Raw genomic sequence first — 13,105 nt, 5'->3', positions numbered from 1 at the left:
GTGTTTCCGCGCGTGGCGGGCGGCTGCGGCTGCGTCGTAGCTGAGCGCGCAGTTCCCCGCGCCCCTTCAGGGCGTTGAGCGGGGCGTGGGCTGAAGCCGTACCGGAGTGTTTCCGCGGGTGGCGGGCGGCTGCGGCTGCGTCGTAGCTGAGCGCGCAGTTCCCCGCGCCCCTTCCCGGACCGTGGCCGGAGCCGTACCGGAGTCCTCGCGGGCCGCGGGCGGCTGCGGCTGCGTTGTGGCCGGGCGTGTAGTTCCCCGCGTCCGTCTCCTTGTCCGTCGCCGTCGGCGGTGGATCGCGCCGAGGGGTCCTCGTGTTCGCTGGCGTACCGCACCATGGGCGTATGAAAGAGCTGGCCGGGCGGCTGACCGCCCTGGATCCGGATGCCGGTGCCGCGGTGCGGGTGATCGGCTACTTCGATCGGCTGTCGGAGGCCCGTGCCGGGCTGGAGGCCCTGGTGCGCGGGGCCGCCGTGCTCGCCGGGGTGCCCGCGCGGCTGGTCGACGCGGAGCGGCGGGTGCGGGTCCGGGTCGAGGCCGACGGGACGCGCCGGGACTCCGGGGCGCCGGCGGACCCCGGCTGGCCTTGCGTCGCGCTGGCGCCCGGTGGTGCCGCCGCGCTGTGGCTGGAGCGGGCCGAGGCGGCGCCCAGTGTGGTCGACGCGGTGATCCTGGAGCGGGCCGCGGGGGCCGTACGGCTCGTTCTGGACCGTACGCGGGGACGCGCGCCCTCCGATGATCCCGCGCTGGTCGAGACCGTGCTGGATGCCGCCGCCCCCGAGGCCGCACGGCTGCACGCGGCTCGTGGGCTGGGACTGGATCCCGCGGCCCTGGCACGTGCGCTGGCCCCGCTCGACGGGCGGCCCCTGGTCGTGCCCGGGCGGGCGGATCCCGAACTGCCCCTGGGACGGGTCGGGGTGGGCCCCGCCGTGCCCGTGCTCGAACTGCCGCGTTCCTGGGCGGACGCCCGCACCGCACTGCGGTTCACCGCGGAGGGCACGGCCCGGGACCCTGGACCGGCGGTCGTGCACGCCGACGAACTGGGCGGCGTCGCCCTGCTGGCCGGCCTCGTCGCACCGGGCGCCGAGCCACCGCCCGACGTCCAGGCGCTGGAGGGGGCCGCGGCGAGCACACCCTGGCTGCTGGCCACGGTGCACGCCGTGGTCTCGACGGCGAGCCTGCGGGCGGCCGCCGCCGAGATCAACGTCCACCACTCCACGCTCCAGGACCGGCTGTCCCACGCGGAGCATCTTCTGGGCTGGCCGCTGCGCACGCCCCAGGGGCGACTGCGACTGCAACTGGCCCTGACCATGCGTCACCTGGCACGGCCGTAGCGGGTGGTTCAGCCGCTCAGCGGAACTCGTGCACGACGTCGATCCGGCCCACGATGTGCGCGTTGAACTCGTCGAGTTCCTCGGCCGGGACCCACAGTTCGAGGATCGTGCGGCCACCCGCCTGCTGGACGGGATAGCGGCCGAGGAAGTCCGACTCGACCTGGAAGCGGGTCACGAAGCCGGCGCCGTCGTGCTTGACGTTCCAGTCCCGGGCGATTCTGATCGCGTAGTCCTCGTCCAGGACCGGGTAGAAGATCGGCTGCTCGGGCAGTCTCGGGGGCCAGGCGCGCCAGTCGAGCTCGCGGACCAGGTCCAGCTCCTTGGGGCCGGTCGGGCGCCAGAGGGTCGTGGTGGAGGGCCGGGTCGTCATCGGAGTCGCTTTCTGCGGGACAAGGGGTGGTACGACGAGGTGCGCGACCACCCGTGGCGATAGTTGCGCGCGCACTATAGAAGCAGACGCCGGAAGTTTCAGCGATGCAATATCCTGGGTGTATCCGTATCGGGACGGAGGAAGCAGGCCCCATGACCGCCACTGACCCCGCGCTCACCGCCCTCGCCCAGGGCTGGTGCGCGCTCTCCCTGCTGCACGGACGGATCGAGGCACACATCGAGAAGGCCCTCCAGTCCGCCCACGACCTCAGCGTCCGCGAGTACTCCCTGCTCGACGTCCTGGGCCGCCAGCACGACGGCGAAGGCGGACACCTCCAGATGAAGCAGGTCGCCGACGCCGTCGTCCTCAGCCAGAGCGCCACCACCCGCCTGGTCACCCGCCTCGAAGACCGCGGCCTGCTCTCCCGCTACCTCTGCCCCACCGACCGCCGCGGCATCTACACCGACGTCACCGACACCGGCCGCACCCTCCTCGAACAAGCCCGCCCCACCAACGAGAAAGCCCTGCGAGAAGCCCTCGACCAAGCCGCCACCAACCCCGAACTCGCCCCCCTCGTCAGAGCGTTGGAGGCCTTGGGCGTGCCGGCCTGAGCCGGTGACCCGTACTTGGGGTGAGCGTCTCGTCCACGGGCCGGGTCGGCCAGGTGCCGGGGACCGTCGAGCCGCCGGAGGCATTGTCGCCGTCCGCCACGGGCAAGGTGTTCAACGACCAGCCGTGGAGGAACGCGACCCATCCGCGCAGACGAACGGAGACCGAGCGTGACGACGAGCCAGGCGATCACCCCCGGGGAAGACATGTCACTCACCCGGATCGAGCGTCTCGACGAGGAGATCATCGCGCTGCTGGCCCGCCGCCGCGAGATGGCCCAGGGACTCCCCGCCCCGGCCCGGGCCCGCGCCGTCGACCCCGGTTTCGTGGAGGCCGTACGGGAGGTCACCGAGCGCTACCGACAGGAACTCGGCGGGGCCGGGGAGCTCGTCGCGCGGGCGGTCATGGTGCTGTGCCATCCGGACCGCCGGAACTGAGCGGTGAGTTCGCCGGGCCGGTGGTGAACGGCACAGGTCACAGGGGGCGGCAGTCGTTGACACCCGCTCGGACACGGCCGTACAAAGATCCGCATGAGCGTGCCGCAGCTGCCCCTGTCCGGGATCACGGTGATCAGCCTGGAGCAGGCGGTGGCCGCGCCCTACGCGACCCGCCAGCTCGCCGACCTCGGGGCCCGGGTGATCAAGGTGGAGCGGCCGGGCGACGGTGACTTCGCCCGCCGCTACGACACGACCGTGCACGGCCACTCCAGCTACTTCGTGTGGCTCAACCGGTCCAAGGAGTCGCTCACCCTGGACCTGAAGGACCCGCGCGGCCTGGAGATCCTGCACCGGCTCCTCGACGGGGCCGACGTGTTCGTCCAGAACCTGGCCCCCGGCGCGGCCGACCGGCTGGGCCTCGGCGTGGACGCGCTCGCCGAGCGCCTGCCACGGCTGATCCCGTGCACGATCTCCGGGTACGGCACGGACGGCCCGTGGGCCGACCGCAAGTCGTACGACCTGCTGGTGCAGTGCCAGACCGGGCTGGTGTCGCTGACCGGGACCGCCGAGGAGACCGCGCGGGTCGGCATCTCCGTCGCCGACATCGCCGCCGGGATGTACGCCTACAGCGGCATCCTGACCGCCCTGTACACCCGCGCCACCACCGGCAGGGCCCACCCGGTGGAGGTGTCCCTGTTCGAGGCACTGGCCGAGTGGATGAGCCAGCCGGCCAACTACACGCGCTACGGAGGCAGTCAGCCCCCGCGGCTGGGCACCCAGCACGCCACCATCGCCCCCTACGGCGCCTTCACGGCCGCCGACGGCAAGGACGTGCTGTTCTCCGTCCAGAACGAACGCGAGTGGACCGTGCTGTGCTCCGCGTTCCTGCGGCAGCCCGCGCTGGCCGACGATCCGCGCTTCGCCACCGGCTCGGCCCGGGTCGCCCACCGCGGGGAACTGAACGCCCTGGTCGCCGAGCGGATCGCGCGCTCCGCCGCCGCCCAGGTCCTGGAGGACCTGGAGGGCATCGGCATCGCCTGCGCCGGCGTCAACGACGTCGCCGCGTTCCTCGACCACCCGGTCCTGGCCGCCCGCGGCCGCTGGCACGAGGTCGCCCTCCCCGGCGGGGCCACGGCCGAGGCGCTGCTGCCCCCCGCCGACCTCGCGGGCCTGCCCGCCCGCATGGACCCGGTCCCGGGGGTGGGCGAGCACACCGACGCGATCCTCACGGAGCTCGGCCGCACCGGCGAGGACATCGCCGCCCTGCGCGCCGACGGGGTCGTCTGAACCACCGGCCCCGCCGGCCGGGTCACCCGGCGGTCACCAGGGCAGCGGGCCCTCGGCGTCGAAGTATCCGCCGGTCGGGCCGTCCGGGGCGACCTGTGCCATGCGGACGATGATCTCGGCGCCCTCCTCCACGGTCTGCGTACCCGTGTTGCCGTTCAGGTCGGTCTTGGTGAATCCGGGCTCCACGGAGTTGATCCGCATGCCCGGGAACGCCTTCGCGTACTGCACGGTGAGCATGTTCACCGCGGCCTTGGACGTCGGGTAGGCGATGCCCGGGTAGAAGTGGGCGGGGTGGTCCGGGTCGGAGAGGTGGGTCAGCGAGCCCAGGCCGCTGCTGACATTGACCACGACGGGGGCGGCCGAGCGCTGGAGCAGGGGCAGGAAGGCGTGCAGGACACGGACGACCCCGAAGACGTTCGTCTCGAAGGTGGTGCGCATCTGGTCGGCGGTCACGGTCTCCGCGACCGGCACGCCGTTGTCCTCGGTCCGGGTCTCGATGCCCGCGTTGTTGATCAGCACGTCCAGGCCGCCCTCGGCCTCGACGGTCTTGGCCGCCGCCTCGACCGAGGCGTCGTCGGTGACGTCGAGCCGGACGAACCGCGCGCCGAGCCGCTCGGCCGCGCGCCGCCCGCGTTCGGGGTCACGGGCGCCGACATAGACGGTGTGGCCCGCGGCGACGAGGCGGCGGGCGGTCTCGAAGCCGAGACCCTTGTTCGCTCCGGTGATGAGTGTTGTCGTCATGCCACCCAGGCTGCTGCGGCGCGGCGGCGCCGGCCAGAAGACCCTTCTTCCTGGGACTGGCGGTACCAGGCACCCGCGCGGCCGACGGTGTTCACTGAGGAGCATGGCGGCAACAGAACTGGGCCAGGCGCTGCGGCGCTGGCGCGACCGGGTCCCCCCGGAGGCGGTGGGGCTCCCCTCGGGGGGCCAGCGGCGCGCGGCCGGGCTGCGGCGGGAGGAGCTGGCGCTGCTGGCCGGCATCTCGGTCGACTACGTCACACGTCTCGAACAGGGGCGGGCGGCCAACCCGTCCGTGCAGGTCGTCGAGGCGCTGGCCCGGGCACTGCGGCTCTCCGGGGACGAGCGGACGTATCTCTTCGGGCTCGCGGAACTCGTGCCGCCGGGGCCGGACATGGTGCCCGGGTTCATCACACCCAGCGTGCAGCGGCTGGTGGACCGGCTGGTCGACACCGCGGTCGCCGTCTCCGACGCGGCCATGACGCTGCTGCTGGCCAACCCGCTGTACGGGGCACTGATGGGTGATCCGTCCGTCCTGCGGGGCTTCGAACGCAACGGCGTGTGGCGCAACTTCACGGGGATGCCGACCCGGGTGCGGCACACCCCGGAGGAACGGCGGGTCTTCGAGGCGGGCATGGTGGCCGAACTGCGCGCGACCGCCGCCCGTTATCCCGCCGACCGGCAACTCGCCTCGCTGATCGCCGAGTTGCGCACCAGGAGTGAGCGTTTCGCCGAGCTGTGGGACGCGGGGGTGGTCGGGCGTCTCGCCACCTCGCACAAGACGATCGAGCATCCGCAGGTCGGAACGCTCACCCTCGACTGCGATCTGCTCCGGGTGGAGGACAACGACCTCCACGTCCTCGTGTACTCGGCCGAGCCCGGCACCGAGGCCGCCGAGAAGCTGCGGCTGATCTCGGTGCTGGGCACCCAGAGCCTGGTGGAGAGCGGCTAGCGGGTCCTCGTCCGGTCGTTACTCGGATCACGGGGCAAGAAACGCGGGCGGGATGTGAGCCACCCCACAATCGAGACGCGCCCGTTTCGATAGCTGCGGAGTTACGCTGATCCCCACGAGAACGAAACCGTTTCGTTCAGCATGTTGTGCGCTGGACGAGGATGGAGCACGCAGCCATGACCAGCGTCCTCATCGCCACCGGCCAGTCACTTCAGCGTGTCGGCCTTCGAATGCTCCTCGAGTCCCAGTCCGACCTGACCGTCGCCGGCGAGGCGGCGCACGGGCCGCAGGCGGTCCGGCTGAGCGCCCTGCTCCGGCCGGACGTCGTCCTGCTGGACGGCCGCAGCACCGGCGCGGACACCGTCGAGACCGTCCGCCGCCTCGCCCACGCGCCGGACGGGCACGCCCCGCACGTCCTGCTGCTCACCAGTGGCGACGACACCCAGCCCTACGGCGCCCTGCGCGCCGGAGCGGCCGGGCACCTTCCGGAGGACGCCACCGCCGACGAACTGGTCGCGGCCGTCCGGGTCGTGGCCGCCGGCGACGTCGTGGTCTCCCCCGGACTGACCCGCGCCCTCATCGACGCCGTCCGCAGCGGGCGGGCCGTCGGTGACTCCGCCCCGGGCAACCGGCTGGACACCCTCACCGGCCGCGAGCGCGACGTGCTCACGGCGGTGGCCTCCGGCGACTCCAACGCCGAGATCGCCGACCGGCTGTCCATCGCCCCGACCACCGTGAAGTCCCACGTCAGCAACATCCTGACCAAGATCGGCGCCCGCGGCCGCGTCCAGGCGGTGGTGTTCGCCTACGAGTCGGGCCTGGTCCGGCCCACGCAGCACGTCCTGCACGCCTGAAGAACCCTTTCCGACGGTCGAGCGCCCCGCCACCCTCGCCCGATCACGCGGCCGTGTAACCGAGTTGGCGCCGCATGTACGGCGTCATCAGGGTCTTCGCCTTGGCCAGGGTGCTGGTGCGGCTGCCGAGGACCGCCGTCTCGCCGCCCGGCACCGGCAGCATGGTGACCCCGTCGGCCGGGCCGAAGGGCACGATGAGCGGGGTGCGGTGCATGGGCCGGTAGAAGCGGGGCTCCCTGCGGTGCCGGCCCGAACTGTTCAGGTGGGCGCGGATGTTCCAGGCGGCGAGGTCGGCCTGGGCGAGCGCCGCCGGGGTGATCTTGAGCTCCGTGGCGTCGTTGACGTCGCCGACCGCGAAGACGTCCACCTGGCCCTCGGCCCGCAGCGCGCGGTCGACCTTCACGTGCCCGGAGGGGGTCAGCCAGTCGCCGTGACCGCACAGGCGCAGCCAGAGCGTGTTGGGTGTGGTGCCGGTGGCCCAGAAGGAGAGGTCCGCGGTGAGGACCTCGCCGCGGGCGTCGCGGTAGGTGCCGAAGTCGCTGCCCGGGGACATGAAGGAGTCGAGCCGCACCTCCACGTCGTGAGCCTCCAGCCAGGCGCGGGCCTTGCGGGCGGCCCGTTCGCTGCCCGTGCCGTCGAGCAGCGCGGACCCCGCGTGGGCGAGCGTGACCCGGGCGTCCGGCCGGGCCAGGCGGATCTCGGCGCTGAGTTCGACGCCGGAGGGCCCGCCGCCGACGACGAGGACGTGCTCGGCGAAGGCGATCCTCTGCTGGTGCTCGGCGAAGGCCTTCATCGCCTCCTCGGTGGTGCTCCCGCTGAAGCGGGCCGGTTCCGGGTAGTCGGCGCCGGTCGCGATCACCACCACGTCGTAGGGCAGCCGCGTGCCGTCGGCCAGCAGCACGCGCCGCTCGGCGGTGTCGATGCCCGTCACCTTGCCCACGACGACCTGGCCACGGCGCAGCAGCCGGTCGTACGGGATGAAGGGGGTCGCGCTCCACTCCTGGCGGACTCCGGCCCGCAGGGAGGAGATGCGGTGGAAGAACACCTCCTTGCGGTCCACCAGCGTGACCCGGGCTGTCGCGTCCAGCCGTCTCGCCAGCCGGACGCCCGCATAGCCGCCGCCGATCACCACTACGTCGCCGTCACTCACGCCGGTCTCCAGAGCCGTGGGGGGAGGGAGTGCCATGGCGGCCCGGCCGCTCCCCCGAGCACTCGGATGACGGCGAGCGTAACGTTTGAAACATAAAGTGTCAGCGGGGTCTTGTGAGTTTTCCGTGAAGCTGTCGGGCGTCCGGGGCGCGATGTGCCCTTCTGTCAAGGCGAGTTGCCCCGGATGTCAGCCGAGTTCGTAGTCGAGCCGGATCCGGTGGGTGCCGTCGGCGTCGACCGTGAGACCCCCGGTGCCGGAGATCCCCGCCAGGTCCCCGGTGCCGCTGGAGGGGACGATCGTGAAGAACTCCGCGGTGCGATCGCTGCCGGACGTGGTCGCCGAGTGCGCGAAGTTGAAGGCGCCGGACCGGCCGTGCACCGAGCCCTCGAAGGACTCCATGGCCACGTAGGTGCCGACGCCGGACTCCTGGTCGTACGCGGCGGTGAACAAGGTCGCCGAGCGGCCGGCGATCTCGCCCTCGAACCGCTTCTCCATCGTCGCGACGCCGACCGGGAGCCCGGTAGCCACGGCGGGCTCGGGCACCGTCCCGGTCGGCACGAACGCTGTCACGCTGAATGTTCCGTCGGCTCTCATGGGCCGACCGTACCGACCGGGTCCGACAATGCCCCGCCGCCGTGCGCGCCTACTTCGGCGGGGTCGGCGTGTCGTGGGTGCGGTACATCGCCTGCACGTCCAGTTCGAGCTGGACCGTGGGACCGACGACCGCGATGCCCCGGGCCAGCATCGACCGCCAGTTGAGGGTGTAGTCCTCGCGGTGCAGCTCCGCCGTCGCGAGGGCAGCGCAGCGCAGTTCCTCGCCGTAACCGCCGTTGACCGTGCCCAGGTAGGTCGTGTCGAGGGCGACCGAGCGGCTCACGCCGTGCATGGTCAGGGTGCCCTGGAGGGTCCACTTGCTGCCGCCCCGGTAGGCGAAGCGGCTGCTGACGAAGTCGATGTGCGGGAAGCGTTCCACGTCGAGGAAGTCACCGGAACGCAAATGGTTGTCGCGGGTGGTGTTGCCGGTCGTGATGCTGGAGGCGTCGATGCGGACCTGGACGCGGGACTGGGACATGTCCTGCGCGACCTGGATGCCGCCCTCGAAACGCTCGAACCGGCCGTGGACGTGCGCCATGCCGACGTGCTTGGCGATGAAGCGGATCGCGGTGTGCGGCGGATCGAACAACCAGACGCCGGGCGTGGGGAGTTGGAGGGCCTGGGCCGGCTGGAGCCAGACCCGCTCGGCGGGCGCCGGGCCGCTCGGCCCGACATCCAGCGTCTCGCGGTGCGGCTGGAGCCCTTCGGCGGCGGCCAGCAGGCTGTAGCGGCCGGGCGGCAGCACGGCCACGAAGTAGCCGTAGGGGTCGGTCGTCCCGCGGGCCGCGACCCGGTGCGTGTCCAGGGCGGTGACGGTGACGTCCGCGCCCGCCATGGGCGAGCCCATCGGGTCGACGATCTCGCGGGCCACGGCGCCCGCGCCTTCGGGGAGGGGGACGGAGAGGCCCGCCGCCTCGGCCAGGGCAGCTTTGGACCGCCGGCGCCGGAGGAGTGCGAGGGCCATGATGTTCACCTTTCCTAGGGGACTTGCTGTCGTGCCGCGGCGCTCATGGCCGGCGGCCCTCGTGGGCCGCCCGGAGCACCGCCCGCACGCCGTCCACGGTCACGGGACGCGGGTTGGCGTACGGCTGTCCCGCCACCTGTACGGCCGCCTCCGCCAGGTCGGTCTCGTCGAGGCCGAGTTCGGCGAGGGAGCGCGGGGCGCCCAGGCGTCCGGCCAGGTCCCACAGGGTGCCCGGCGGGTCGTCGGCGTCGAGTGCCCGGCCCAGCGCGGTCAACGCGTCGGGGGCGGCGGGGGCGTTGTACGCGAGCGCGTACGGCAGGACGATCGTGTGCGTCTCGGCGTGCGGCAGACCGAAGGTGCCGCCCAGGACATGGCAGAGCTTGTGGTGCAGGCCCATGGTGGTGGCGCCGAGGCAGGTCCCGCACAGCCATGCCGCGTACAGCGCCCGGCCGCGCGCGTCCAGGTCGTCGGGCTTCGACGCGAGCAGCGGCAGCGCCTGTGCCATCGCCCGTACGCCTTCCTCGGCCATCAGCGCGATGAGCGGCGAGGTGTCCGGGGCGTAGAGCGCCTCGACCGCGTGCGCGAGGGCGTTGACACCGCTGGTCACGGTGAGCGGTACCGGCAGGGAGAGGGTCAGCTCGGGGTCGTAGACGACAGTGCGGGGCTGGACCCTCGGGTCGCGGCCGGTGCGCTTGGCGCCGCCCTCGGTCAGGCCCCAGACGGGGGTCATCTCGGAGCCCGAGTAGGTCGACGGCACGGCGATCAGCGGCAGTGCGGTGCGCAGGGCGATCGCCTTGCCCAGGCCGACGGAGGAGCCGCCGCCGACCGCGACGACACCGTCGGCCCCGGCCGCGCGGGCCACCGCCACGGCCCGGTCGGCGACCTCGACGGGTACGTGCATCCGGGCCTCGGCGTGCAGCCCCGCGCAGGAGTCGCCGAGTGCGTCCGCGACCCTCCGGGCGACGGACTCGCCCCGGCTGCCGCAGACCACCAGCAGCCGCCGCAGACCGAGGAGTTCGGCCTCACCGGGGGTCGCGGTGACGGCGGCGCCGGGCCGCAGGACGACCCGTCCGGGCCGGCTCTCGTACGTGAAGTCGCCGGTGAACGTCATGCGTTCGGCTCCAGTACGAGGTCGAAGCGGGCGTGCCGGAAGGGGTTGGGGACGCCGAACTCCGCGGCCAGAGTCGGGTCGTCGGTCGTCGCGAAGTCCTGCACCAGGCTCTGCTTCACGGCGAAGACGGCGTCGGAGTCGAGGTAGTCGCTGCCCGCGACGAAGATGTGGGTCGTGACGGGCGTGTGGCCCTCGGCTCCGACGATGAAGTGGATGTGCGCGGGCCGGTAGGGGTGCCGGCCGGTCGCGCGGAGCAGGTCCCCGACCGGGCCGTCGGTGGGGATCGGGTAGGGCGCCGGGACACAGGTGCGGAACCAGAAGCGGCCCTCGGCGTCGGCGGTGAACAGTCCGCGTCCGTTGCCCGCGGGCTGCGCGTCGGGCTGCTGGACGTCGTAGAAGCCCTGGTCGTCGGCCTGCCAGACGTCTAGGACGGCCCCGGGCAGCGGGGTGCCGTCGGCCGACAGCACCCGGCCGCTGACCACGCACGGCTCGCCGCCGCCCACCAGGTTGATGTCGTCGCCGAGCTCCCGGACGGGCGACTCGGTCATGTGGAAGGGCCCGAGCACGGTGGACTCGGTGGCGCCCTGCACGCGGTCGCCGTTGACGGTCTCGACCAGCATGGAGAGGCCGAGGACGTCCGACAGGAGGATGAACTCCTGCCGGGTGTCCGTGCACTTCTGTCCGGTCGCCGTCAGGAAGGCGACGGCCCTGGCCCACTCCTCCTGGGTGAGCCGGGTCTCGCGCACGAAGTCGTGCAGATGGCCGATCAGACCGGCGAGCAGTTCGCGCAGTCGTGGATCGGCGGTCGCACGGAGGCTCGCGACGGCCTCCTCGGTGACGCTGGTTCCGATCGCGTCGCTGGTCATCCCGGTTCCTCCTGCTCGACGGCGGTCCGCTTCTGCCATGGTCGCGCGTTCTCAGGCGTGTCCGAGGATGCGCCGCAGCGCGCCCGAGAGGAGCGCTTCGGCGTCCGGGGCCGCGGCCGCGTGCCGGAAGGCGACGAAGCCGTCGGGCCGTACGAGCAGGGCGCCGGCGTCGGAGATCTCGCGCAGGCGCGCCCAGTCGCCGTACGGGTCCTCGTACTGCTGTCCGGGACCGATGACCACGGTGGCGATCTCGATGTCCTGCGTCTGCGCGGCCCGGATCCAGCCCTCGCCGCCGATGCCGGTCAGCAGGGTGAAGCGGCCCTGGCCCACGGTGTCGAGGGTGGAGAGGGTGCGGGTGCCGGAGGTGATCCAGGCGTGCGGGATGCGGGCGCCGGGGCGGGAGGTGGGCTGGTGGTGGAGCTCGGGGTCGCGGGCGAAGGTCTCCGCGGGGGTGCCGTCGGGGACGACCGCGTCCGAGGTGTAGCGCTGGTTGAGGTCGACGCCGTGCGCGTTGAACTCGTACGCCTTGAAGGCGATCGCCTCGCGGAGCTCGGCCCGCTGCTTCTCGGCGGCCTCGGTGGCGTCCTTGCGGGCGGCGATGTTGGCCCAGAGCTGTTCGGGGGTCTGGGGGGCGAGTCCGTCGAGGGCCGCGAAGATCGGGGCGGTCTCGCCGATGGAGCGGTTGGCTCGGGTGACGACCTGCTTGCCGACGGGGGCGCGTTCGGCGGTGTAGGTGTCGAGGAGCTTCGGCGAGGCGGTGCCGTCGAGGACGAGCTTCAGCTTCCAGGCCAGGTTGTAGGAGTCCTGGATGGAGGTGTTGGAGCCGAGGCCGTTGGACGGCGGGTGGCGGTGGGTGGCGTCCCCGGCGCAGAAGACGCGGCCGTGGGAGTAGCGCTCCGCGTACATCTCGTTGACGGTCCAGGCCGAGGACGACTTGATCGTCACGGGGATCTCGTCGTCGCCGACCAGCTGCCGTACGACGGACTCCGCGTACTCGGTGGTCAGGTCGGGGGAGCCCGCGGTGACGTCGTACCCCCACACGATCAGCCACTCGTTCCACGGCCGGACGCAGCGCACCAGGCCCGCGCCGATGCCGCCGACGGTGGCGCCCGGGGCGAGGACCCAGTAGAGGGTGGAGGGGCGGTGGGCGGTGTACTTCGTCAGGTCGGCCTCGAAGACGATGTTGATGCTGCCGGCCACGCCCATCCGGCCGCCCATCGGGAGTCCGGCGTCCTCGGCGACCCGGGACCGGCCGCCGTCCGCGCCGATCAGGTACTTCGCGCGGATCTCGTAGGTGTCCCCGCGCAGCCGGTCCCGCACGGTGGCCGTCACGCCGTCGGTGTCCTGGGTGTGGGAGAGGTACTCGGTCTGGAAGCGCAGGCTGGTGCCGCGGGCCACGGCCGCGTCGACGAGGACCGGCTCCATGAGGTGCTGCGGCATGTCGCACATGCGGGTGGGGCTGGCGAGTTCGTGGGCGGCCTGCACGAGCGGGTCGTTGCCCCACGAGCGCACCCGGCCCAGTTCCTCGCCGGCCAGGCTGGTGCAGAAGGTGGTGTTGCCCATCAGGTGCTGCGGGGTCGCCCGCGCGACGACGTCCTGCTCCACGCCGAGGTCGCGCAGCACCTCCATCGTCCGCTGGTTGGTGATGTGCGCGCGGGGGGTGTCGGCGAGGCTCGCGTAGCGGGTGACGACGATGTTGGGCACGCCGTAGGTGCTCAGCGCGAGCGCGGCGGACGCTCCGGCCGGGCCGCTGCCTACGATCAGGACGTCGGTCTCGACGACGGTGGACACGGGGCGCTCCAGGCGGGGGCTCACGGACGGGGGCAGTTTTGATGATGGTGG

At 72.7% G+C, this 13,105-nt stretch carries 14 protein-coding genes; 6 read left to right on the top strand and 8 right to left on the bottom strand.

What is annotated here, in order from left to right:
* Positions 1-341: 341 nt before the first annotated feature.
* The gene (locus AOJ26_RS34240; RefSeq protein WP_053852263.1) at positions 342-1,331 is read left to right on the top strand and encodes a helix-turn-helix domain-containing protein; all 990 of its coding nucleotides are present in this window, start codon (positions 342-344) and stop codon (positions 1,329-1,331) included.
* Positions 1,332-1,347: 16 nt separating this feature from the next.
* Here the strand turns inward: AOJ26_RS34240 and AOJ26_RS34235 are convergent, their stop codons facing one another.
* The gene (locus AOJ26_RS34235; protein WP_053852262.1) at positions 1,348-1,701 is read right to left on the bottom strand and encodes a hypothetical protein; all 354 of its coding nucleotides are present in this window, start codon (positions 1,699-1,701) and stop codon (positions 1,348-1,350) included.
* A 152-nt stretch (positions 1,702-1,853) separates the two neighbouring features.
* Here AOJ26_RS34235 and AOJ26_RS34230 point away from each other — a divergent pair, with 152 nt between their 5' ends.
* From AOJ26_RS34230 to AOJ26_RS34220, 3 genes are all read left to right on the top strand, one after another.
* A complete protein-coding gene (locus AOJ26_RS34230) occupies positions 1,854-2,312 on the top strand; it encodes a MarR family winged helix-turn-helix transcriptional regulator (protein ID WP_053852261.1) in 459 nt (152 codons plus the stop codon).
* Positions 2,313-2,480: 168 nt separating this feature from the next.
* Positions 2,481-2,747: a hypothetical protein gene (locus tag AOJ26_RS34225; RefSeq protein ID WP_053852260.1), complete on the top strand. Its 267-nt coding sequence runs from the start codon at positions 2,481-2,483 to the stop codon at positions 2,745-2,747.
* A gap of 93 nt (positions 2,748-2,840) precedes the next feature.
* Positions 2,841-4,034 carry a CaiB/BaiF CoA transferase family protein gene (locus AOJ26_RS34220; RefSeq protein WP_053852259.1) on the top strand — a complete coding sequence of 398 codons (1,194 nt, stop codon included), beginning with the start codon at positions 2,841-2,843 and terminating at the stop codon, positions 4,032-4,034.
* A 33-nt stretch (positions 4,035-4,067) separates the two neighbouring features.
* Here AOJ26_RS34220 and AOJ26_RS34215 read toward each other — a convergent pair whose 3' ends face one another.
* The gene (locus AOJ26_RS34215; RefSeq protein WP_053852258.1) at positions 4,068-4,775 is read right to left on the bottom strand and encodes an SDR family oxidoreductase; all 708 of its coding nucleotides are present in this window, start codon (positions 4,773-4,775) and stop codon (positions 4,068-4,070) included.
* Positions 4,776-4,878: 103 nt separating this feature from the next.
* Between AOJ26_RS34215 and AOJ26_RS34210 the strand changes: the two genes are divergently transcribed.
* Together AOJ26_RS34210 and AOJ26_RS34205 are read left to right on the top strand one after the other, a co-directional pair.
* Positions 4,879-5,724, top strand: coding sequence for a helix-turn-helix transcriptional regulator (locus AOJ26_RS34210; RefSeq protein WP_053852257.1), 846 nt, complete (start codon positions 4,879-4,881; stop codon positions 5,722-5,724).
* A gap of 176 nt (positions 5,725-5,900) precedes the next feature.
* Entirely contained in the window at positions 5,901-6,578 is a 678-nt protein-coding gene (locus AOJ26_RS34205) for a LuxR C-terminal-related transcriptional regulator (RefSeq protein ID WP_053852256.1), read from the top strand.
* A 43-nt stretch (positions 6,579-6,621) separates the two neighbouring features.
* Here the strand turns inward: AOJ26_RS34205 and AOJ26_RS34200 are convergent, their stop codons facing one another.
* From AOJ26_RS34200 to AOJ26_RS34175, 6 genes are all read right to left on the bottom strand, one after another.
* Positions 6,622-7,728, bottom strand: coding sequence for an NAD(P)/FAD-dependent oxidoreductase (locus AOJ26_RS34200; protein WP_053852255.1), 1,107 nt, complete (start codon positions 7,726-7,728; stop codon positions 6,622-6,624).
* Positions 7,729-7,914: 186 nt separating this feature from the next.
* A complete protein-coding gene (locus AOJ26_RS34195; RefSeq protein WP_053852254.1) occupies positions 7,915-8,322 on the bottom strand; it encodes a DUF3224 domain-containing protein in 408 nt (135 codons plus the stop codon).
* Positions 8,323-8,371: 49 nt separating this feature from the next.
* Positions 8,372-9,286 (bottom strand): YceI family protein, encoded by a 915-nt coding sequence (locus AOJ26_RS34190; protein WP_053852264.1) that lies wholly within the window; start codon positions 9,284-9,286, stop codon positions 8,372-8,374.
* A gap of 43 nt (positions 9,287-9,329) precedes the next feature.
* Complete coding sequence (locus tag AOJ26_RS34185; RefSeq protein WP_053852253.1) at positions 9,330-10,397, bottom strand: maleylacetate reductase; 1,068 nt, start codon at positions 10,395-10,397, stop codon at positions 9,330-9,332.
* Complete coding sequence (locus AOJ26_RS34180; protein WP_053852252.1) at positions 10,394-11,263, bottom strand: intradiol ring-cleavage dioxygenase; 870 nt, start codon at positions 11,261-11,263, stop codon at positions 10,394-10,396. The genes AOJ26_RS34185 and AOJ26_RS34180 overlap by 4 nt, the downstream gene beginning before the upstream one ends.
* 51 nt (positions 11,264-11,314) lie before the next feature.
* Positions 11,315-13,054, bottom strand: coding sequence for an FAD-dependent oxidoreductase (locus tag AOJ26_RS34175; protein WP_053852251.1), 1,740 nt, complete (start codon positions 13,052-13,054; stop codon positions 11,315-11,317).
* Between the last annotated feature and the right edge of the window lie 51 nt (positions 13,055-13,105).

Source organism: Streptomyces sp. NRRL B-24085 (assembly GCF_001282115.1).
In the GTDB taxonomy this organism is placed as follows: Bacteria; Actinomycetota; Actinomycetes; order Streptomycetales; family Streptomycetaceae; genus Streptomyces.
This window is presented reverse-complemented; position numbering and strand designations above follow the sequence as displayed.

Coding starts and splice junctions, on each gene's coding strand:
- AOJ26_RS34240 (WP_053852263.1), top strand. CDS start 342: ATGAAAGAGCTGGCCGGGCGGCTGACCGCCCTGGATCCGGATGCCGGT.
- AOJ26_RS34235 (WP_053852262.1), bottom strand. CDS start 1,701: ATGACGACCCGGCCCTCCACCACGACCCTCTGGCGCCCGACCGGCCCC.
- AOJ26_RS34230 (WP_053852261.1), top strand. CDS start 1,854: ATGACCGCCACTGACCCCGCGCTCACCGCCCTCGCCCAGGGCTGGTGC.
- AOJ26_RS34220 (WP_053852259.1), top strand. CDS start 2,841: ATGAGCGTGCCGCAGCTGCCCCTGTCCGGGATCACGGTGATCAGCCTG.
- AOJ26_RS34215 (WP_053852258.1), bottom strand. CDS start 4,775: ATGACGACAACACTCATCACCGGAGCGAACAAGGGTCTCGGCTTCGAG.
- AOJ26_RS34210 (WP_053852257.1), top strand. CDS start 4,879: ATGGCGGCAACAGAACTGGGCCAGGCGCTGCGGCGCTGGCGCGACCGG.
- AOJ26_RS34205 (WP_053852256.1), top strand. CDS start 5,901: ATGACCAGCGTCCTCATCGCCACCGGCCAGTCACTTCAGCGTGTCGGC.
- AOJ26_RS34195 (WP_053852254.1), bottom strand. CDS start 8,322: ATGAGAGCCGACGGAACATTCAGCGTGACAGCGTTCGTGCCGACCGGG.
- AOJ26_RS34190 (WP_053852264.1), bottom strand. CDS start 9,286: ATGGCCCTCGCACTCCTCCGGCGCCGGCGGTCCAAAGCTGCCCTGGCC.
- AOJ26_RS34185 (WP_053852253.1), bottom strand. CDS start 10,397: ATGACGTTCACCGGCGACTTCACGTACGAGAGCCGGCCCGGACGGGTC.
- AOJ26_RS34180 (WP_053852252.1), bottom strand. CDS start 11,263: ATGACCAGCGACGCGATCGGAACCAGCGTCACCGAGGAGGCCGTCGCG.